This is a genomic window from Roseovarius faecimaris, from assembly GCF_009762325.1.
In the GTDB taxonomy this organism is placed as follows: domain Bacteria; phylum Pseudomonadota; class Alphaproteobacteria; order Rhodobacterales; family Rhodobacteraceae; genus Roseovarius; species Roseovarius faecimaris.
The window spans coordinates 3746458-3766799 of the sequence record NZ_CP034348.1 but is presented as its reverse complement, the minus strand read 5'-3'; the positions used below and the strand labels follow the sequence as shown (position 1 = coordinate 3766799).

Sequence of the window (20342 nt, the reverse complement as noted above, 5' to 3'; positions counted from 1 at the left end):
TCCGCTTTCATTGTTCCAAAAATACTCGCGCCGCAGGCACCGCCCCTTTTCGGGCGGGCGGGGTGGGTGGGCGGGAGCCTGCCTGAAAAGGGGCGTCCCTTACCTCGGGCTGCGCTTGGCCAATATCCGCTGCAATGTCCGGCGGTGCATGTTCAGCCGCCGCGCGGTCTCTGACACGTTACGATCACACAGCTCATAGACGCGCTGAATATGCTCCCAACGCACGCGGTCCGCACTCATCGGGTTCTCGGGCGGCGGCGGCATGTCATCGCCCGTTGCCAGCAGCGCGTTGGTGATATCCGTCGCATCGGCGGGTTTCGACAGGTAATCCGTCGCCCCGATCTTGACCGCCGCCACCGCCGTGGCAATGGCGCCATAGCCCGTGAGCACCACGATCCGGCTGTCGGGCCGCTTCTCGCGGATCACTTCGACCACATCCAGCCCGTTGCCATCCTCCAGCCGCAGGTCACAGACCGCATAGGCCGGCGGGCGCGCCGTGGCGATGGCCTTTCCGGCCGTCACCGAGGCGGCCGTTTCAACCTCAAAGCCGCGTTTCTCCATCGCCTTGGCCAGACGGCGCAGGAAAGGCTCATCGTCGTCAATCAGCAATAGGGACCGGTCAGGGCCAATCTCAGCTGTTACATCGCTCATGATTTCTCCTGTCGCGCGCTTGGGTTATCCAATCTTTAGCCCGCGTACCGGAACCCGTCAAACCCGCAGCGCATCAGCTCGCATCGATAAAGCACTGGACCTGTTCGGCCATCTCCTCGGCCGAGGTGGATCGGCGGAAGAACTCGACAAATCCATGCTCGGGCAGCACCAGGTAGGTGAAGGTCGAATGATCGACGAGATAGAACTCCTCGTCGCCCTCTTCCGGCTCCTGCTTCTGATAATAGGTCCGGTAGGCCTGGCTTGCCGCCTTCACCTGTTCGGGCGTTCCGGTCAGGCCCAGCATCCGCGGGTGCAGGTTGTCGGTAAACTCCTTCATCACCTCAGGCGAATCCCGGTCCGGGTCGATGGAAATAAAGACCGGCTTCACCATCGTGCCGCGCTCTTCGAGAATATCCACCGCCTCGGCATTGCGCGCGGAATCAAGCGGGCAGACATCCGGGCAGTAAGTGAACCCGAAATACAGCAATGCCGGCTGATCGATCACATCGGCGTCGGTCACCGTCTGCCCATTCTCATCCACCAGCGTGAACGGCCCGCCAATGGCAGACGCCCCACCCGCCACCTGCGCGGTACGGCACTGGGCAAACTGATCCGCGCCGCCGCTGCGCATCGTCAGCACATAGAGAGCACCCATGAGGCCAATCGCGGCCAGCGCCGCAATGATCGCAATTGTCCGGGTCATCTCGCTCTCCTTCGCTCTGGGGCTGGCGCTTGGTCTATGGCACATCTAACATCGCCGATAGAACATGCAATGGGACCCGAGCGCGCACATGGCCGAGATACGAGAAGGGCTGCTCGGCGCAGCCCCCCACCGCAACTGGATCAGGTTGCGCACCTTGGTCATGCTGCGCTGGTGGGCGATCATCGGCCAGGTCTCGGCGCTGATCGTGGCGCAATGGCTCTACAACCTGACACTCGAGGTGGGCCTGCTCTATCTGGTGATCGGTGTGACGGTCATCACCAATATCATCGCCACCTTTGTCTATCCCGAAACCAAGCGGCTCAGCGAAACCGAGACCTTCTTTCTCGTGCTCTACGACATGCTGCAACTGGGGCTGATGCTCTATCTCACCGGCGGTCTGCATAACCCGTTCTCGATCCTGATCGTCGGGCCTGTCACCGTTTCGGCTACGGCACTGACCACGCGGGCGACGCTCTTTCTCGGGGCGCTGACGATCATGATCGTCTCGGTGCTGATGGAGTATCACCTGCCCCTGCGCACAGAACAGGGGTTCATCCTGAGGGTGCCTGACGTTTTCCTCTTTGGCAATTGGGCCGCGATCGTGATCTCGGTCGTTTTCCTCGGGGCCTATTCGCGCCGGATCATCACCGAGATGCACTCCATGTCTGACGCACTGCAAGCCACGCAAATGGCGCTCGCCCGCGAGCAGAAACTGACCGACCTGGGCGGGGTGGTTGCCGCCGCCGCGCATGAGCTGGGCACGCCTCTCGCCACGATCAAACTGACCAGCGCCGAGCTTGCCCATGAGCTTGCCGATAATGAAGAGCTGCATGAGGATGCGCTGCTGATTTCCGAACAGGCCGACCGCTGTCGCGACATCCTGCGCTCGATGGGCCGGGCCGGAAAGGATGATCTTCTGGTGCGCAAGGCGCCTTTGACCGCCGTGATCGAAGAAGCGGCAGAGCCGCATATGGACCGCGGTATCCAGATCCACTTCAACCATGGTGTTCAGCCCGGAGAGCAATCCGGGCCGCCCACCATCCTGCGCCAGCCCGAGATCATCCACGGGCTGCGCAATCTGATCCAGAACGCGGTGGATTTCGCCGACAAGATGATCTGGGTTGAAACCGACTGGACCGAGAACGAGATCACCATCCGCATCATGGATGACGGCCCCGGCTATCCGCCCAGCCTGATCGGCCGGATCGGGGACCCGTTCGTGCGCCGCCGCAGCGCCGATAACGAACACCGCCGACCGGGATACGAGGGCATGGGCCTTGGCCTGTTCATCGCCAAGACGCTGCTGGAACGCTCCGGTGCCGAGCTGAGTTTTGCCAACGGGTTCGACACGGCCAGCGGAAAAGAGGCCAGCGCCGACAGCTTCGGCGCCGTGGTCGAGCTCAAATGGCCCCGCGCGCGGCTCGAAGGGCAGGGCACAAGCACGCGCATGGCCCTGGGCGAAAACCGCCCCTTCCAATGACCGTCAACGCCCCCCGATTAACCATCCGTTAACTCAACGTTAACCCCCTCATCGCAGTCTGGTGCCGTGACACGGACGATGAGGGCACGCCCATGACCGCGCTGACGGTGCCAGAGCTTTTTGCCGTGCTGGCGGTGTCGATACTGGCCTCGCTGGCGGTGCTTTGGGGACTGAGCCGGATGAGCCGGTCTGCCCGCCTGGTTTCGCCAAACCCCGACGAGGGGTCTCGTATCAGCAGCTTCCTGTTTCATGGCGACACCCTCGTTCACCATGACATCCCCGCGCCTGAAGACCGCCCGGGTTTCACTGAAACCCTCGTCACCTGGACCGACCTTCGGCATGTTCTGGACCATCGGTTCAACGGGTTGCCGCATAGCCTCACCAACCTCCCTGTCGGCGAGCCCCGGACATTCGACGCGCAGATCAGCGGCGCGTCCTTCCAGCTTGTTCTGCACAGAACCGAAAGCGCCGTTCTGGTCACCATGCACTCCGAGACCATGCCGTCGCCCTTCGACTGGTTCGAGGCCCTGACCCGGGGGGATAGCGGCCATCAGGCCCGCGACCTGCTGGACCAGGCACCGTTGCCCCTATGGAAAACCGATGACACGGGCCGCGTGATCTGGCGCAATGCCAAAAGCCGCGAAATCGAGCAGATGCTCGGCGGACCGCCCGAACCCGACGAAAACAGCCGTCGCTTCACCGTTCCGGACGATGGGGCCGGTCTGCCGCGCTGCTTTGAGTTGACCAGGCTGCCGCTGGACGAAGGCGAACTTCATTGCGCCACTGATATCACATCGGTCATCCAGGCTGAATCGGCCCAGCGCGATTTCGTGCAAACCCTGGCCAAGACCTTTGCCCACCTGACCACCGGCCTTGCCGTCTTCGACAAAAACCGCAGGCTCGCGCTGTTCAATCCGGCACTAATCGACCTTTCGGGCCTGCCGGTCACCTTCCTTAGCGCCCGCCCCGACGTGATCCGGTTCTTCGATGAACTGCGCGAGCGTCAGGTCCTGCCGGAGCCGAAGAACTATGGCGACTGGCGCGCCCAGATCCGCGATGTGATCGTCCAGGCCCATGACGGCACCTATACAGAGATCTGGAACCTGCCGGCCGGCGTCACCTATCGCGTCACGGGTCGGCCCCATCCCGACGGCGCCGTCGCATTCCTGTTCCAGGACATTTCAGCCGAAGTGATGCAGACGCGGACGTTCCGCTCGCAACTTGAGTTGAGCCAATCGGTCATCGACGGGCTCGATCAGGCAATTGTCGTGCTTTCCTCCACCAACCTTGTGCTGATGTGCAATACGGCGGCGTCAAAGCTGCTCGGGATCGACCCGGGCGCAAGCTTTGCCGACATGGCGTTGCAGGATCTGCTTCGAGCCTGCAAACTGCGGTTTGCCGGTGATGCACTCTGGAGCGTTTTCGAAGCCGACCTGCGGGACGGCGCCTCCCATCAAAAAGGCCCGGGCCGCTACCTCTCCACCCTAGCGGGAGAGCGGCTTTGTTATGATATCAAGCCCCTCACCGGCGGCGCGCGGCTCCTGTCGTTTTCGGTCCGCTCGAAACAGGCCATGGACGCATCGGTCAACGCGGCCGAGTAAACCCGCTTGCAGGCCGGACCGGCGCGTATATTGTCGCGCTATGACCGCCTCGCCCCAAGTTCTTCTGTCTCACAGCCCGGATCATACCGCCCGGATCGCGCGGCACCTCGCCGCCGATCTGAAGCCCGGCGATGTGCTGCTTCTGTCCGGGGATATCGGCGCTGGCAAAACCCATTTCGCCCGCTCGGCGATCCAGTCCCTGCTGACGGTGCCCGAGGATATCCCGTCACCCACCTACACGCTCATCCAAAGCTACGAGACCGCAAGCGGAGAGGTCTGGCATGCCGATCTCTACCGGCTCTCGGATGTGTCCGAGATCGAGGAGCTTGGCCTGCTCGATGCCTTCGACACCGCAATCTGCCTTGTCGAATGGCCCGACCGCCTGGGGGATCTCGCCCCTGCCTCGGCCCTGTCGCTCAGCTTTGCACAGGGCGCTGCGGATGACGCTCGCCAGATCCGTTTTGACTGGAACAGTGACCGCTGGTCCTCTCTGATGAAGGAGCTTGCAGATGCCTGACCGCGATGCGGCCATTGCTGCCTTTGTGGAAGATGCCGGATGGTCCGATGCCACCCTCGCCCCGCTTGCGGGCGATGCGTCCAACCGCCGATATCTGCGCCTGACCCGCGACGCACCGCCGGGCCGCGCGGTTCTGATGGACGCCCCGTCAGACAAGGGCGAAGACGTGCGCCCCTTCATAGCCATCGCCACCTATCTGGCGCGCGCCGGCTTCAGCGCGCCGGTGATCTATGCCGCCGATGAAGGGCAGGGGTTTCTCCTGCTCGAAGACCTTGGCGATGACCTCTTCGCCCGTGTGATCCCATCCGAGCCAGAACTAGAAAACAGTCTCTATTCCTGCGCAACTGACGTATTGGTGAGGCTGCACGACACGCCTCCGCCGGATGGTCTGGCCACCTATTCCATCTCGGTCATGACCGAGATGGCCGCGCTGTCCTATGACTGGTACCGCACGGCAAGCCTCGGCCCGGATGATGCCGCCAGGGCGCGCTTTGCTCGGGCAATGGGCGCGTGCCTCACGGCCCAGGCTCCGGAACAGGATGTTCTCATCCAGCGCGACTACCACTCCGAAAACCTGCTCTGGCTGTCCGGCCGCGAAGGGGTCGCCCGTGTCGGCCTGCTCGATTTTCAGGATGCCATGCTCGGGCACCGCGCCTATGATCTGGTGTCGCTCCTGCAGGATGCGCGCCGTGATGTCCCGCCCGAGATCGAACGCGCCATGATCGCCCGCTACTGCACCGCCACAGGTCAGGACAAGGACCGCTTCGATGCCGCCTATCACGCGCTCGGGGCGCAACGGAACCTGCGCATTCTGGGCGTGTTCGCCCGGCTCTGCCTACGCGACGGGAAGGCGCATTATGTTGATCTTATCCCGCGTGTCTGGGGCCTTCTGCTGCGCGACCTCGCCCATCCCGCGCTGGAGGAGCTTCGCCGGATCGTGCTTTCGGACCTGCCCCCGCCCGGCGCCGACCTCTGCAAGGACCTGAAAGACAAATGCGCGACACTCCGGGTTCAGTGATGCTCTTTGCCGCCGGGTTCGGCACGCGGATGGGCGCGCTCACCGCGGACCGGCCCAAGCCGCTGATCGAGGTGGCGGGCAAGCCGCTGATCGATCATGCTCTGGCACTGATCGAGGGGTATGGCGCCACGCGGATCGTCGCCAATCTGCATTACAAGCCCGACATGCTGGAACAACACCTGGCGGGCACCGGCGTGCTGTTTTCCCATGAAACGCCGGATATTCTGGAGACCGGCGGCGGGTTGCGTGCCGCCCTTCCCTTGCTGGGCGAGGGCCCACATTTCACCATGAACACCGATGCGGTCTGGCGCGGGCCAAACCCGCTGACCCATCTGGCAAGGCTCTGGCACCCCGGGCAAATGGACGCCCTTCTGCTCTGCGTGCCGCCCGCGCAGGCCGTCGGCCACAAGGGCGGCGGTGATTTTGTGCTCGGCGACGCAGGCCGGATCACCCGCGGTCCGGGGCTGATCTATACCGGCGTGCAGATCATAAAGCCCGACCTGCTGCACGAGATCGAGGACCGGGTTTTCTCGCTCAACATGGTCTGGGACAAGATGCTGTCGCAGGGTCGGCTTTTCGGCGCGGAATATCCCGGACACTGGTGCGATGTGGGACATCCCGGCGGTATCGCTCTGGCCGAAGACATGCTTGAATAGACGGATGTTTGCCCCCTCCGATCAGCACCGCCTCTTTGGCCTGCCGCCCGGCGTGGATTTTCCGCGCGCATTGATCGACGGGTTGGAGGCGCGGTTGCACGGCGCGGATGCCGAGGCGCGCGCGCGGGTGCAGCTTATCGTCAACACAAGGCGCATGGCCCGGCGCATCCGCGATCTCTATGACAGCGGCCCGGCCCGGTTATTGCCCCGGATCAGCCTCGTCACCGATCTCGTCCAGCCCTTCGGCCTCTGGGACCTGCCCGAAGCGGTCCCGCCCCTGCGGCGGCGGCTGGAACTGACCCAGCTCATCGCCCGTCTGCTGGACCAGCAGCCCGACCTCGCCCCGCGCGCGGCGCTCTACGATCTTGCCGACAGCCTCGCCGGTTTGATGGACGAGATGCAGGGCGAAGGTGTTTCGCCCGATGTGATCTCGCAGCTGGATATCTCGGACCAGTCCGGCCATTGGGCGCGCATTCTGGCCTTTTTGGGCATAGTTAGACACTATTTTGACGATAGCAGCGACGCCCCGGACCCCGAAGCCAGGCAACGGAGCGCGGTCTTGCGCCTGATCGAACGCTGGGAGCAGAATCCGCCCGCGCACCCGGTGATCGTCGCCGGGTCCACCGGGTCGCGCGGGACAACGCTGTTGCTCATGCAAGCGGTGGCGCGGCTGCCGCAGGGTGCCGTTGTCCTGCCCGGCTTCGACTTCGAGATGCCGCCGGAAACCTGGGCCGCGATGAGCGCTTCGGACAAGGCGATGCCGATCGAGGACCACCCCCAGTTCCGGTTTCACCGTCTGATGCAGGTGCTCGATCTCGGCCGCGCTGATATTGCCCCCTGGCATGACCAGCCCGCGCCAAACCCCGCGCGCAACCGGCTGATGTCCCTCGCGCTGCGGCCTGTGCCTGTCACCGACCAATGGCTGCGCGACGGCCCTACGCTTGGCCCGCTCGCCCCCGCGACCGACACCATGACCCTTGTCGAGGCACCCTCCACCCGGATCGAGGCCCTCACCATCGCCCTGCGCCTGCGCGACGCGGCCGAGAACGGCGTGACCGCCGCGCTGATCACGCCCGACCGCACACTGACCCGTCAGGTCAGTGCCGCGCTCGACCGCTGGAACATCCGGCCCGACGACAGCGCCGGGCAGCCGCTACACCTGTCACCGCCCGGCCGTTTCCTGCGGCACGTGGCCGATCTGTTCCGTGCGCCGCTGACCGCCGAGCACCTGCTGACCCTGCTCAAACACCCGCTAACCCATACGGGCGGCCGGCGCGGTGCGCATCTGCGCCTGACCCGCGAGCTGGAACTGCACCTGCGCCGCGAGGCACTGCCCTACCCCGGCGCCGATGATTTCAACGCATGGGCTGCCGCCGAAAAAGATCCCTTTGCCCCAGAATGGGCGGCGTGGCTTGCCGCCTGCTTTGCCGGTCAGCAGCTCGAAGGCGACATGTCGCTCAGCGATCTTGTCACCCGGCATCTCGCGCTTGCCGAGCATATCGCCAACGGGGCCACCCCCGAGCATGTCAGCGAACTCTGGCTGAAGGCCGCCGGGCGCGAAGCCTCGGACACGGTGCAAAACCTCTCGGAACATGCGCCGCATGGCGGCATGATCTCCTCACAGGATTATGCGGCTCTGTTTCACGCTATTCTGTCCCAAAACGAGGTGCGCAACCCTGAAGAGGTTCACCCCGGTATCCTGATCTGGGGCACGCTGGAGGCGCGTGTCCAGGGGGCCGATCTGGTGATCCTGGCCGGGCTGAACGAAGGCAGCTGGCCCTCCGCACCCAGTCCCGACCCCTGGCTCAACCGCGCCCTGCGGCATCAGGCCGGGCTGTTACTGCCAGAGCGGCGTATCGGACTCTCGGCGCATGATTTCCAACAGGCCATCGGGGCGAAAGAGGTGTGGCTCACACGCTCGGTCCGGTCAGATGATGCCGAAACGGTCCCGTCGCGCTGGCTGAACCGTCTGACGAACCTCATGGACGGGCTCTCCGGCCAGGACGGGCCGCAGGCGCTGAAGGCAATGCGTGGCCGCGGACAACACTGGCAGGACCTTGCCCGGGCTCTGGAAACACCGCCCCAGGCCGACCCGGCCCCACGCCCCGCGCCCTGCCCGCCCGCCGATGTGCGGCCCCGGCAGCTTTCGGTGACCGAGATCAAGCGGCTCATCCGCGACCCTTACGCGATTTATGCCAAACATGTCCTGCGCCTGCGCCCGCTTGATCCGCTCATGCGTGCGCCTGATGCCCTGCTGCGCGGGATCGTCCTGCATGGCGTGCTGGAGCAGTTCATCAAGGAAAGCGCCGAGGCGCCCGAGAAATGCACCCGCGAGAGGCTCATGCAGATCGCGCTTGATCACCTGACCGAACATGTCCCCTGGGCTGAAACCCGCGCCACTTGGCTCGCGCGGCTGGAACGCGTCGCCGACTGGTTTGTCGAGACCGAGCGCGCCCGCCGTGCCATCGCCCGGCCCGCCGGGTACGAGGCCGGGGGCCAGGCAAACCTGTCACGGCTGGGCTTCACCCTGACCGCCAAGGCCGACCGGATTGACATCGACGCCAACGGGCAGATGCATATCTATGATTACAAGACCGGCGCGCCCCCGTCGAAAGATGAACAAACCTATTTCGACAAGCAGCTCCTCCTCGAAGCCATCATCGCCGAGCAGGCCGGGTTCGGAGAGCTGCCCCCAAGCCCCGTGGCGCGCGCGGTCTTTATCGGCCTGACCTCCGACCCGAAAGAGATCGAGGCACCGCTTGCCGATGAGCCGCCCGCCAAAGTCTGGGCCGAGTTCGAAGAGCTGATCGCCGCCTATCTCGACCCGGCCATGGGCTTCACATCGCGCCGCGCCATGAAATCAAAGAAGGATGCGGGCGATTACGATCAGCTTGCGCGGTTCGGCGAGTGGGACATCACCACCGATCCCAACAAGGAAAGGGTGGGCTGATGCAGCGCGATGATGCCACCCTGACCCAGTTAAAGGCCGCGCAACCCGACCGCTCCACCTGGCTTTCGGCCAATGCCGGCTCGGGCAAGACGCGTGTGCTGACCAACCGCGTGGCGCTTTTGCTTCTGGGCGGGGTCGATCCACAGCATATCCTCTGCCTGACCTATACCAAGGCCGCCGCCAGCGAGATGCAGAACCGGCTTTTCAAGCGTCTGGGCGAATGGGCAATGCTGCCCGATGACCGCCTAAGCGCCGAATTGCGCGAGCTGGGGCTTGACGGCCCGGTCGATGCTGACGCCCTCAGCCGTGCCCGCCGCCTCTTCGCCAGCGCGATCGAAACCCCGGGCGGGCTGAAGATCCAGACGATCCACTCCTTCTGCTCCGCCCTTCTGCGCCGCTTTCCGCTGGAGGCGGGGGTGACCCCGCAATTCAAGGAGATGGAAGAGCGCGACGCCGCCCTTCTGCGGTCCGAGATCACCGAACGGATCGCCGAAAGTGACCAGGCCCCGTTGCTCTATGACGTGGCGCGGCATTACAGCGGCGACAGTTTCGAGGCGCTCACCGCCGAGATCAGCCGCCACCGTGCGCAATTCGCCCTCCCGTTGACCGATGACGCCCTGGCCGCGCGGTTCGGTCAGGATCCGTCGCTCAGTGAAAAGGACATTGCCGCGCAGGTGTTTCTGGGCGGAGAACAGGCCCTGTTGACCACACTTCTTCCGGCGCTGCGCGCAAGCAGCACAAATGACCAGAAAGCCGCCGGAAAACTCAGCCTGATCTCTGCGCTCGATCATCGCGCACTGCCGCTGCTGGAGGATGTGTTTCTGACCGGCAAAGGCGCAAACGAGCCGTTCACGGCCAAGATCGGCAGCTTTCCAACCAAAAACTGTCAGAAGGGGCTGGCGCATATCATGCCCGAGCTGGAGCAGTGGATGGCCCGTGTCGAAACAAACCGGGAGAAACGCCTCACCGCAAGCGTCATTGCCCGCACCCGCGCCCTGCACGCCTTCGCCAATGTCTTCCTGCCCGCCTATGCCGCGGCCAAGCAGCGGCGCGGATTGCTCGACTTTGACGATCTGATCCTCAAGGCCCGCGACCTGCTGACCGATCGCGATGTTGCGGCCTGGGTGCTGTTTCGGCTCGATGGCGGGATCGACCATATCCTTGTCGACGAGGCGCAGGACACCAGCCCCGTGCAATGGCAGGTGATCGAACGTCTGGCACAGGAATTCACCTCGGGGCAGGGTGCGCGCGGCGACGTGCTGCGCACCATCTTCGTGGTGGGCGACAAGAAACAGTCGATCTATTCCTTCCAGGGCGCCGATCCGCGTGCCTTCGACCAGATGCGCGCCGAGTTCGCCGCGCGTCTGTCAGGCGGAAACTCTCCCCTGCAAGAGATGGAGATGGGGTATTCCTTCCGCTCCTCCCACGCGATCCTCAGTCTGGTGGATCACACGTTCAGCGACGCCGAACAAAGCGGTTTTGCGCAGGAACAGAGCCACAAAGCGTTCAAGGCCGACATGCCCGGACGGGTCGATCTCTGGCCCATCATCCCAAAGCCCGAGAAAGAGGACAAACCGGCCTGGCACATGCCGGTCGATGTCAAGGCGTCGAACGATCCGGCGGTTCTTCTGGCCCAGGACATCGCCCGGCATATTCGGGAGCTGATCGACAGCAAACACCCCATCCCGGCCGAACCGGAACACGGCGGCCCCTATCTCAGCCGTGCGGTGCAGCCGGGCGATTTCCTCATCCTCGTGCAGCGCCGTTCAGAGCTGTTTCACGAGATCATCCGCGAGTGCAAGGCGCGCAACCTGCCGATTGCAGGCGCCGACCGGCTCAAGGTCGGTGCGGAACTCGCTGTGCGCGACCTTGCGGCGGTGCTCAGTTTCCTGGCCACGCCCGAGGATAACCTGTCCCTTGCCGTGGCACTCAAATCCCCGCTTTTCGGCTGGAGCGAAGCGCAGCTTTACGACCTCGCCCAGGGCCGCGAGGACGCCTATCTCTGGGCCGAGCTGCGCAACCGGGCCGCGGATTTCCCGGATACCGTCGCGATCTTGCAGGATCTGCGCGATGAGGCGGATTTCCTGCGCCCTTACGAGCTGATCGAGCGCATCCTGACCCGCCATGACGGGCGGCGGCGCATCCTTGCACGGCTCGGACCCGAAGCCGAAGACGGGATTGACGCGCTGCTTGCGCAGGCGATGGCCTATGAGCGGCTCGCCGTGGACAGCCTCACCGGGTTTCTCGTCTGGCTCGAAGCGGATGAACTTGAGATCAAGCGACAGATGGACAGCGCGGGCAACCGCATCCGGGTGATGACGGTGCACGGCGCCAAGGGTCTGGAGGCGCCCATCGTCATTCTGCCCGATACCGGTCCGCGCAAGCTCGAACTGCGCGACCAGGTGATCCAGTCTGGCGATACGCCGCTCTGGCGTTCCCGCGCCGAAAGCGCGCCCAGCGCGATCATCACCGCAACGGAAGAGATTAAGGCCGCCGAACGCGCTGAACGTGACCGTCTGCTTTATGTCGCCATGACCCGGGCCGAGAAATGGCTGATTGTCGCCGCCGCCGGTGAACCGGGCACCAAGGGCGAAAGCTGGTATGAGAAGATCACCGCCGGAATGCAGGCCGCAGGCGCCCGTCCGCATGCCTTTGCCCGAGGCGAAGGTTTGCGCCTGTCGCATGGCAATTGGGCTGAAACAGAGCCTGTTTCCACCCCGCCCAGGGCCGAAGATCTGCCTGACCTGCCCGCCATGTTCCTCAGCCCCGCGCCGATGCCCGCCGCCCCCGTCAAAACACTCAGCCCCTCTGACCTTGGCGGGGCCAAGGCGCTGCCGGGTGAGGAAGGGCTTGATGAAGACGAGGCCAAATCGCGCGGGCGGCGCATCCATGAGCTGCTCGAAATCCTGCCACAGCATGATCCGGCAGAATGGCCCCAGATCGCCGCCGCTCTGATCGGAGACGACAGCGCGGCCCTTCTGCCCGAAGTCGCGCATGTGCTCACCAGGCCCGACCTGGCCTGGCTTTTCCGCGGCAACATTCTTGCCGAGGTTCCGGTCACCGCCGATCTGCCCGCCCTTGGCGGCAGACGCATCCACGGTGTGATCGACCTTCTGCATATCTCGGCCGACCGCGTGCTGGCGGTCGATTTCAAGTCGAACGCCCTGGTGCCCGACACCCCCGACGCCTGCCCCCTGGGCCTCTTGCAGCAGATGGGCGCCTATGCCGACGCCCTGCAACAGATCTATCCCGACCGCCCGGTCGAGACGGCTTTCCTCTGGACCAAAACCGCCAGCCTTATGGTGCTGCCACACGATCTTGTGACTGATGCCCTTGTCAGCACCCATATATCTTGACGTTCCGGGCTGGCCTTCCTAGGTTCTCCCCGTTGCCCGCCCCCTATAGGAGAGATTCCCATGGCCACCGTTGCCGTCACCGACGAAACCTTTGATGCCGAAGTCAAAAATTCCGATGTCCCCGTCGTGGTGGATTTCTGGGCCGAATGGTGCGGCCCCTGCAAACAGATCGGCCCGGCCCTGGAAGAGCTGTCCGAAGAGCTGGGCGGCAAGGTGAAGATTGCCAAGGTCGATGTCGACAGCAACCCCAACTCGGCCGTCGCCATGGGCGTGCGCGGCATCCCTGCGCTCTTCATCTTCAAGAATGGCGAAGTCGTGTCGAACCGCGCCGGCGCCGCCCCCAAGGCCGCGCTGCAAAGCTGGATCGAAGAATCGATCTGATGGATCAAACCATCGCTAAAAAGGGGCGTCTCCGGGCGCCCTTTTCTTTTCCACACCGCGAGGTCCATAGTCAGCCCCCGGGATGGCGATCCTGACGGGCGTTCTAGTGCACTTTATCCCTGTCAAATCCGCGCGCAGAACGAGCGATGCGCCCAGCGTCACCCAATAGCCAGCCCAGGTAGGAGTGCGAGCTATGGGCCGGGCGCTGCGCGGCTGTTAACCGGCCTGTTGATCTTCGCGCTCAACCGTTTCCCTTGCGACCCTTCCCGCCAAACGCCATATAGGGCCAAACCTATTGGAAAGGCACATCCATGGCAGACAATCAATTCCCCGGCTGGCACGGCACCACCATTATCGGCGTGCGCAAGGGCGGCGAAGTTGTCATTGCAGGCGACGGTCAGGTGAGCCTGGGTCAGACCGTGATCAAGGGCACCGCCCGCAAGGTGCGCCGCCTTTCCCCCGGTGGCTATGACGTGGTCGCGGGCTTTGCCGGCTCCACCGCCGATGCCTTCACCCTGCTGGAACGGCTCGAGTCGAAACTCGAAGCCACCCCCGGCCAGTTGCAACGCGCCTCCGTCGAGCTCGCCAAGGACTGGCGCACGGACAAATACCTGCAAAAGCTCGAAGCGATGCTGATCGTCACCGATGGAACCGAGCTTTACGTGATCACCGGCGCCGGCGACGTGCTGGAGCCCGAGCATGACGTCACCGCCATCGGCTCGGGCGGCAACTTCGCGCTGGCCGCCGCTCGGGGCATGATGGACGGCGACAAGAGCGCCGAAGAGGTGGCTCGCGCCGCCATGGCCATCGCCGCCGATATCTGCGTCTACACCAACGGCAACCTGACCGTGGAACGGATCGGGCCCGGCGCATGAGCCTGACCGAAGACGACCTGCGCGCCGCCGCCGCCGCGGGCATTATTGACGATGCCCAGGCCGCCCGCCTGACCACGCTGGCGCATCAGCGCGCCGGCCGACTGGCCAGGGGTCTGCCCGAGGACGAGCCGTTCGAGCTGTTCAAGGGGTTTTCCGAAATCTTCGTCTCACTCGGGCTGATCCTGCTGATTGGCAGCGCCATGGCCTTTGCCGCGGCCATCGGCGGGGTGTTTGCCATCACCCTGGGCCTTGCCGCGCTCTGCTGGTTCGCGGGCACCTATTTCACCCTCAAACGCCGGATGACCCTGCCGTCCATCGTGCTGGTCTCGGGCTATTCCACCGGCATCGGCGGGTTTCTCGCCTGGGCGATCGAGATGATCGGAATCGGTGGGTCTTCGGGGCTTGGAATCGTGCTTCTGGGCCTGCTCGGAATTGCGGCCATGCTCTTGCATTTTCGGACGTTCCGGGTGCCGTTTTCCATGTTTATAGCGGGCACATACGGCCTTTTGGTCGTCTTCGGCTTCACCGCCGAGGTCAGTCTTGAAAACCTGTTTACCGACGATCTGGAAACCCTGCTCGATTTGCGCCAGGGCAGCAGCTTTGCCATCGCCACGCTGATCTTCGGCCTGCTTGCCTTCCTCGCGGGCCTTTGGTTCGACCTGCGTGACCCGCATCGCGTCGGCCGCATGGCGCGCTCGGCCTTCTGGCTGCATCTTCTGGCCGCCCCCGCTCTGGTCAACACCGTGATGATGACGGCCTATAACGTGCAGGGCGCATTGGGCATGCTGTTGACGATTATCGGGCTTACCCTCGTCACCTGTTTCGCCCTGATCATCGACCGCCGCTCGTTCCTGACCGCCGGTCTGGGCTATCTCGCCGCTGTGATCTTCAGTTTCCTGAACTACGGCGAAGCCGACCTGTCGATCCCGACCCTGATGCTTGTGCTGGGGGCGATCGTCACCTATCTCGGCACTTTCTGGACCAACCTGCGTGTGCGCCTGATGCGCGCCCTGCCCGACTTCCCCGGCAAGCACCGCCTGCCCCCCTATTCGGAGTGACCATGACCGACCTCACCCCCCGCGAAATCGTATCCGAACTGGACCGGTTCATCATCGGCCAGAAGGACGCCAAGCGTGCCACCGCCGTCGCCCTGCGCAATCGCTGGCGGCGCAAGCAACTGGCCGACGATCTGCGCGATGAGGTCTACCCGAAGAACATCCTGATGATCGGCCCAACCGGCGTGGGCAAAACCGAGATCAGCCGCCGCCTCGCCAAACTGGCGCGCGCGCCCTTCATCAAGGTCGAGGCCACGAAGTTCACCGAAGTGGGCTATGTCGGCCGGGATGTCGAGCAGATCATCCGCGATCTCGTGGATGCCGCCATCGTCGAGACCCGCGACTGGATGCGCGAGGATGTGAAGGCCCGCGCCCACAAACAGGCCGAAGAACGCGTGATCGACGCCATCGCCGGCGAAGACGCCCGCGACGCTACCCGCGAAATGTTCCGCAAAAAGCTCAAGGACGGGTTGCTTGACGACACGGTGATCGAGCTGGACGTCGCCGATAGCTCCAACCCGATGGGCGGGATGATGGATATCCCCGGCCAGCCCGGCAGCCAGATGGGCATGATGAATCTCGGTGATCTCTTCGGCAAGGCCTTTGGCGGGCGTACCGTGCGCAAATCCATGACTGTCGCCGAAAGCTATGACGTGCTGATCTCGGACGAGGCCGACAAGCTCTTGGACGATGAAACCGTGAACAAGGCCGCACTCGAAGCGGTCGAACAGAACGGCATCGTCTTTCTCGATGAGATCGACAAGGTCTGCGCCCGCTCGGACGCGCGCGGCGGCGATGTCAGCCGCGAAGGCGTACAACGTGACCTGCTGCCGCTGATTGAAGGCACCACCGTGTCCACCAAATACGGCCCGGTCAAAACCGATCATATCCTGTTCATCGCCTCCGGCGCCTTCCACATCGCCAAACCCTCGGATCTTCTGCCCGAGCTTCAGGGCCGCCTGCCCATCCGGGTCGAGCTGCGCGCGCTCACCGAAGAGGATTTCGTGCGCATCCTGACCGAAACGGATAACGCGCTGACCCGCCAATACACCGCGCTGATGGGCACCGAAGAGGTTGAGGTCAGCTTCACCGAAGACGGGATCGCCGCCCTGGCCCGCATCGCCGCAGAGGTTAATCAATCTGTCGAAAACATCGGCGCGCGGCGGCTCTACACGGTGATGGAGCGCGTCTTCGAAGAGCTGAGCTTCACCGCCCCGGACCGCTCCGGCGAAAAGGTGACCGTTGATGCGGATTTCGTCGAAACCAATCTGGGGGATCTGGCCAAATCCGCCGATCTCAGCCGATACGTTCTGTGACAGGCCGGGCATGAGTATTTGAGGAACAATGAAAGCCTGTTCGCCCATGCTTTCATTGTTCTCACAATACTCCCGCCGGAGGCATTACTCTCTTATCCGCACCAGCTGAATTTCCTTCCCATTCCCTGCGTTTCACGCGACAGAGGATCATGGCCGTGCTCTCTTTCCTCCGCGAAAACGCCCCCTGGCTTTCTGCAGGGGTGTTGCTGACATTCCTCAGTTCCTTCGGCCAAACCTTCTTCATCTCGATCTTCGCCGGTGAGATCCGCGAAACCTTTCAGATCTCCCATGGCCAGTGGGGCGGCATCTATGCGTTGGGCACCACCGCCTCGGCCATCACGATGGTCTGGGCCGGGGGGTTGACCGACAGGTTCCGCGTCCGCGCGCTGGGCACCGTTATTCTGGCCATGCTCATGGGGGCCTGCCTCTTCATGGCGCTAAACCCGGTCTGGTGGCTGCTGCCGCTGGTCATCTTCTGCCTGCGCTTCACCGGGCAGGGTATGACGAGCCATATCGCCGTTGTCGCCATGTCCCGCTGGTTTATCGCCACCCGCGGCAGGGCGCTCTCGGTCGCCACGCTCGGCTTTGCATTGGGCGAGGCGCTCCTGCCGCTCATTTTCGTGGCGCTCCTGGTCTGGATCGACTGGCGGTTGCTGTGGGTCGTGGCCGGGGTGATCGCCATCGCGGGCGTACCGGTTCTGCTCCTGTTGCTGCGGCAGGAACGCACCCCGCAATCCATGGCCGAAAGCAGCCAGGCGCTCGGCATGTCCGCACTGCACTGGACCCGGAACCAGACCTTCCGCCACCCGCTCTTCTGGTTCATGGTGCCGGCGCTTCTCGGGCCCGGGGCCTTCAACACCGCGTTTTTCTTCCACCAGGTCCATTTCGCCGAGGTCAAAGCCATGACCCATATAGAGCTGGTCACCATGTTCCCCTTCTATACCGGCATCAGCATTGGCGCGATGGTCCTCTCCGGCGCTGCTCTGGACAAGTTCGGCACACCCCGTCTGATCCCCTGGTTCCAGTTGCCGATGGTCGCGGCCTTCCTCGTCTTCGCCTTCGCGCAGAGCTATGGCGCGATGCTGCTCGGCTTCTTCTGCCTGGCGCTCACCACCGGGGCCAACACCACCCTGCCCAATGCCTTCTGGGCCGAGTTCTTCGGCACACGGCATCTTGGATCGATCAAGGCGATGGCCGCCGCGGTCATGGTGCTTGGCTCGGCTCTCGGACCGGGCATCACCGGCCTCGGCATCGACCTCGGTATGGGGATTGAGGCGCAGTATATCCTTGTCGCCGGATACTTCATCTTCACCACGGTCATGATGGCGATCGGTGTCGGGCGTTACCGTCTCGACCTGGCGTAGGGTGCCGTGGTTCTGCATGTCAATGCAGGTTCACGCACCGCCCCGATTGCGCCGCAGATAGACATAATAGGCCCCGCCGCCGCCATGCTTCAGATGCGCCTCGCTCACCTGCAACACCGCCTGCGCCAGCGGCGGCTGCGCCAGCCAGTGCGGCACATTGTGCCGCAGCACGCCCAGCCGCGTCGGGATCGGCCCGCCATCGTCGCGCGGCTTGCCTTTGCCAGTGACCACCAGAACCAGCCGTTTACCGCTCGCCTGCGCGCTCAGGATGAACCGGGTCAATGCCGGGTGCGCCTGGTCCAGCGTCATCCCGTGCAGGTCAAGCTTGCCTTCGGGGCTCAGCTTACCGCGTTTGAGCCGCCCGAAGGTTTTCTTGTCCATCTGCAACGGGCTGGCCGCCACCTGCGCCCGCAAATCGGGGGCCACATCGTGCCCGGGCAGGCGCGCCACCGCCCGCTCTCCCAGGGTAAACCGCTCCACCGGCGCGCGCGGCGCTTTCACCGGCGTCGGCTTGGGCAAGGGCAAATCGCCCGCTTTGCGCTCGGGGTGCATCGCCTGCGTGGTCTGGGCCACCTTGCGCCACAGCTCCACCTCGTCCGGGCGCAGTTTCCTCCGGGTCATCAGAGCTGCTCCGACAACATCGCATAGGCCCTCTGGATCGGCAGCAGAACCACCATCCTTCCCGGATCGCGCAGCTTGCCCGCCTGACGTCCGGCCTCGGCGCCGGTGCCAAAGAAAATGTCCGCGCGTTGCGGCCCCTTGATGGCCGAGCCCGTATCCTGCGCGATCATCAGCCGGTTGATCCGGGTCGCGCCCCCCTTCTCGATCCAAACCGGCGCGCCTAGCGGGGTATAGGCCGGATCCACCGCGATCGAGCGCATCGTCGTGATCGAGCGGTTCATCGCCCCTTTCGGCCCCTGATCAGAGGGAACATCGTCAATCCGGCGGAAAAACACGAAGGACGGGTTGTGCCACAGAAGCGCCTGACCCTCCACCGGGTTGCGCCGCACCCAGTTCTTGATGACTTCCGCCGAAACCTGATGCGCCTTGTAAACCCCGCGCCGCACCAGCTCGACCCCGACCGAGCGGTACTCATGCCCGTTCGAGCCGCCATACCCCACCCGGATCATCCGCCCCCCGGGCAACCGGATCCGGCCAGAGCCCTGGATCTGTAGAAAAAACAGCTCCACCGGGTCATCCACCCAGGCAATCTCATAGCCGCGCATGAAATCGCCGGTCTCGATCTGTTGCCGCGTGTACCACGGGTTCGCGGCCTTGGCCTCTGCGGGCTCGCGATAGATCGGATAGCGATGGCGCACGGTTGGAGTAAGCGACCCGTTCAGCTCGGGCTCAAAATAGCCGGTGAACAACGGGCGGCGATCGTCTTCGATTTTCACCGGCCGGAAGAACAGCTCAAAAAATGACTTGGCCGGCGGGCGCTGCTGCGCCAATGCGCAAAGCGAACGCCAGTCGGGGTCACGCATGTCGGGGCAGGTGTTCAGAAAGACCTCAAGCGCCTCTTCGTGGCGGTCTTCGTCCCAGCCCTGCAATTCTTCGAAACTCAGAAGCGTATGGGTCAGATCGGATGCGAAAAGGGGAGCTGTAACACTCCCCCAAATCAATATCGCCGCTGCCCAGACCCGGATCATTCGCCCGTGGCGACAAGCCGCCAGTTGGGATCGTCCGATCCCATGATCCGCTCGAAGGTCCAGGTATCTTTCTGGCGCTTCGACTTGCCCGGCTTGCCTTCGACGATCTCCCCCGTGGAATCGCGTACCACCGAGATCAGTTCACCCACGAACCGGACGGTGATCTCCGCGCGCTGGCTGGACTGGTCGAAATGCGCGTCGGTCAGCGTGATCTCACGCACGCCGACAAACTCGGCATCGATGGTCAGGCCCTGCTCCTGCCGGGCATCGACCACCTGCACGAAGGCGTCATAGACGTCTTCCGACAGAAACGGCATCACCTCATCAAGTTTGCCATTTTCAAACGCCATCAGGATCCACTCATAAGCGCCGCGCGCGCCCTGCAGAAAATCCGCCACGCCAAAGCTGGGATCGGCCCGCTTCATATCGGCCAGCGCACCAGCGGCATCGGTGTCTTCGGCAATGTGATCCGTGATATCCAGATCCGGCCCGCCTTCGACCACTTCGAAACCGGCGCGGCGCTCCTGCGCCTCGCCCTGGCCTGCGCTGCGCGGCGGGCCTTCAAAGCCGTCCCGCGTGCCCAGCACGCTTTTCAGCCTCAGGATCAGAAAAACAGCGATGCCAGCCAGCACCAAGAGCTGCAAAAGGGGCGAGTTCATTTGGACCTCATTTCAGGCAGGGCATGGAAACATGCCCGGTTGGCCCTTATGTAGGTGAGGGACCGGGCCAAGTCCACCATGCGACAGTGGCAAATGCGCGGTCAATCGCAA

At 63.9% G+C, this 20342-nt stretch carries 17 protein-coding genes; 12 read left to right on the top strand and 5 right to left on the bottom strand.

Annotation, left to right across the window (positions count from 1 at the left end; translation table 11 throughout):
• Positions 1-99: 99 nt before the first annotated feature.
• Both EI983_RS18725 and EI983_RS18720 read right to left on the bottom strand, forming a co-directional pair.
• Positions 100-651, bottom strand: coding sequence for an ActR/PrrA/RegA family redox response regulator transcription factor (locus EI983_RS18725; RefSeq protein WP_157708849.1), 552 nt, complete (start codon positions 649-651; stop codon positions 100-102).
• 73 nt (positions 652-724) lie between these two features.
• Positions 725-1354: an SCO family protein gene (locus tag EI983_RS18720; RefSeq protein ID WP_157708848.1), complete on the bottom strand. Its 630-nt coding sequence runs from the start codon at positions 1352-1354 to the stop codon at positions 725-727.
• Positions 1355-1442: 88 nt separating this feature from the next.
• Between EI983_RS18720 and regB the strand changes: the two genes are divergently transcribed.
• From regB to EI983_RS18660, 12 genes are all read left to right on the top strand, one after another.
• Positions 1443-2834 (top strand): sensor histidine kinase RegB, encoded by a 1392-nt coding sequence (gene regB / locus EI983_RS18715; protein ID WP_157708847.1) that lies wholly within the window; start codon positions 1443-1445, stop codon positions 2832-2834.
• 92 nt (positions 2835-2926) lie between these two features.
• Complete coding sequence (locus tag EI983_RS18710; protein WP_157708846.1) at positions 2927-4435, top strand: PAS-domain containing protein; 1509 nt, start codon at positions 2927-2929, stop codon at positions 4433-4435.
• Between the two features lie 40 nt (positions 4436-4475).
• On the top strand, positions 4476-4952 hold the full coding sequence (gene tsaE, locus EI983_RS18705; RefSeq protein ID WP_157708845.1) for a tRNA (adenosine(37)-N6)-threonylcarbamoyltransferase complex ATPase subunit type 1 TsaE: 477 nt from the start codon (positions 4476-4478) through the stop codon (positions 4950-4952).
• Positions 4945-5970, top strand: coding sequence for an aminoglycoside phosphotransferase family protein (locus EI983_RS18700; RefSeq protein WP_157708844.1), 1026 nt, complete (start codon positions 4945-4947; stop codon positions 5968-5970). Before tsaE ends, EI983_RS18700 begins: the two co-directional genes overlap by 8 nt.
• Complete coding sequence (locus EI983_RS18695) at positions 5946-6626, top strand: nucleotidyltransferase family protein (protein WP_157708843.1); 681 nt, start codon at positions 5946-5948, stop codon at positions 6624-6626. Before EI983_RS18700 ends, EI983_RS18695 begins: the two co-directional genes overlap by 25 nt.
• A 4-nt stretch (positions 6627-6630) precedes the next feature.
• The gene (addB, locus tag EI983_RS18690) at positions 6631-9576 is read left to right on the top strand and encodes a double-strand break repair protein AddB (RefSeq protein ID WP_157708842.1); all 2946 of its coding nucleotides are present in this window, start codon (positions 6631-6633) and stop codon (positions 9574-9576) included.
• The gene (gene addA, locus EI983_RS18685) at positions 9576-12932 is read left to right on the top strand and encodes a double-strand break repair helicase AddA (RefSeq protein WP_425500889.1); all 3357 of its coding nucleotides are present in this window, start codon (positions 9576-9578) and stop codon (positions 12930-12932) included. The genes addB and addA overlap by 1 nt, the downstream gene beginning before the upstream one ends.
• A gap of 60 nt (positions 12933-12992) precedes the next feature.
• Positions 12993-13313, top strand: a complete 321-nt coding sequence (trxA, locus tag EI983_RS18680; RefSeq protein ID WP_157708841.1) for a thioredoxin — start codon at positions 12993-12995, stop codon at positions 13311-13313.
• Between the two features lie 311 nt (positions 13314-13624).
• Entirely contained in the window at positions 13625-14188 is a 564-nt protein-coding gene (gene hslV / locus EI983_RS18675) for an ATP-dependent protease subunit HslV (protein WP_157708840.1), read from the top strand.
• Complete coding sequence (locus EI983_RS18670; RefSeq protein ID WP_157708839.1) at positions 14185-15246, top strand: hypothetical protein; 1062 nt, start codon at positions 14185-14187, stop codon at positions 15244-15246. Before hslV ends, EI983_RS18670 begins: the two co-directional genes overlap by 4 nt.
• 2 nt (positions 15247-15248) lie before the next feature.
• Complete coding sequence (gene hslU, locus EI983_RS18665; protein ID WP_157708838.1) at positions 15249-16559, top strand: ATP-dependent protease ATPase subunit HslU; 1311 nt, start codon at positions 15249-15251, stop codon at positions 16557-16559.
• Positions 16560-16708: 149 nt separating this feature from the next.
• Positions 16709-17923: an MFS transporter gene (locus EI983_RS18660; RefSeq protein ID WP_198389344.1), complete on the top strand. Its 1215-nt coding sequence runs from the start codon at positions 16709-16711 to the stop codon at positions 17921-17923.
• Between the two features lie 30 nt (positions 17924-17953).
• Here the strand turns inward: EI983_RS18660 and EI983_RS18655 are convergent, their stop codons facing one another.
• The 3 genes from EI983_RS18655 to EI983_RS18645 are packed head-to-tail and all read right to left on the bottom strand — an operon-like array spanning position 17954 to position 20231.
• Positions 17954-18544 carry a Smr/MutS family protein gene (locus EI983_RS18655; RefSeq protein WP_157708836.1) on the bottom strand — a complete coding sequence of 197 codons (591 nt, stop codon included), beginning with the start codon at positions 18542-18544 and terminating at the stop codon, positions 17954-17956.
• The gene (mltA, locus tag EI983_RS18650; protein WP_157708835.1) at positions 18544-19572 is read right to left on the bottom strand and encodes a murein transglycosylase A; all 1029 of its coding nucleotides are present in this window, start codon (positions 19570-19572) and stop codon (positions 18544-18546) included. The genes EI983_RS18655 and mltA overlap by 1 nt, the downstream gene beginning before the upstream one ends.
• Entirely contained in the window at positions 19569-20231 is a 663-nt protein-coding gene (locus EI983_RS18645) for a Tim44/TimA family putative adaptor protein (RefSeq protein ID WP_157708834.1), read from the bottom strand. The genes mltA and EI983_RS18645 overlap by 4 nt, the downstream gene beginning before the upstream one ends.
• Positions 20232-20342: the final 111 nt, after the last annotated feature.

Coding starts and splice junctions, on each gene's coding strand:
- EI983_RS18725 (WP_157708849.1), bottom strand. CDS start 651: ATGAGCGATGTAACAGCTGAGATTGGCCCTGACCGGTCCCTATTGCTG.
- EI983_RS18720 (WP_157708848.1), bottom strand. CDS start 1,354: ATGACCCGGACAATTGCGATCATTGCGGCGCTGGCCGCGATTGGCCTC.
- regB (WP_157708847.1), top strand. CDS start 1,443: ATGGCCGAGATACGAGAAGGGCTGCTCGGCGCAGCCCCCCACCGCAAC.
- EI983_RS18710 (WP_157708846.1), top strand. CDS start 2,927: ATGACCGCGCTGACGGTGCCAGAGCTTTTTGCCGTGCTGGCGGTGTCG.
- tsaE (WP_157708845.1), top strand. CDS start 4,476: ATGACCGCCTCGCCCCAAGTTCTTCTGTCTCACAGCCCGGATCATACC.
- EI983_RS18700 (WP_157708844.1), top strand. CDS start 4,945: ATGCCTGACCGCGATGCGGCCATTGCTGCCTTTGTGGAAGATGCCGGA.
- EI983_RS18695 (WP_157708843.1), top strand. CDS start 5,946: ATGCGCGACACTCCGGGTTCAGTGATGCTCTTTGCCGCCGGGTTCGGC.
- addB (WP_157708842.1), top strand. CDS start 6,631: ATGTTTGCCCCCTCCGATCAGCACCGCCTCTTTGGCCTGCCGCCCGGC.
- addA (WP_425500889.1), top strand. CDS start 9,576: ATGCAGCGCGATGATGCCACCCTGACCCAGTTAAAGGCCGCGCAACCC.
- trxA (WP_157708841.1), top strand. CDS start 12,993: ATGGCCACCGTTGCCGTCACCGACGAAACCTTTGATGCCGAAGTCAAA.
- hslV (WP_157708840.1), top strand. CDS start 13,625: ATGGCAGACAATCAATTCCCCGGCTGGCACGGCACCACCATTATCGGC.
- EI983_RS18670 (WP_157708839.1), top strand. CDS start 14,185: ATGAGCCTGACCGAAGACGACCTGCGCGCCGCCGCCGCCGCGGGCATT.
- hslU (WP_157708838.1), top strand. CDS start 15,249: ATGACCGACCTCACCCCCCGCGAAATCGTATCCGAACTGGACCGGTTC.
- EI983_RS18660 (WP_198389344.1), top strand. CDS start 16,709: ATGGCCGTGCTCTCTTTCCTCCGCGAAAACGCCCCCTGGCTTTCTGCA.
- EI983_RS18655 (WP_157708836.1), bottom strand. CDS start 18,544: ATGACCCGGAGGAAACTGCGCCCGGACGAGGTGGAGCTGTGGCGCAAG.
- mltA (WP_157708835.1), bottom strand. CDS start 19,572: ATGATCCGGGTCTGGGCAGCGGCGATATTGATTTGGGGGAGTGTTACA.
- EI983_RS18645 (WP_157708834.1), bottom strand. CDS start 20,231: ATGAACTCGCCCCTTTTGCAGCTCTTGGTGCTGGCTGGCATCGCTGTT.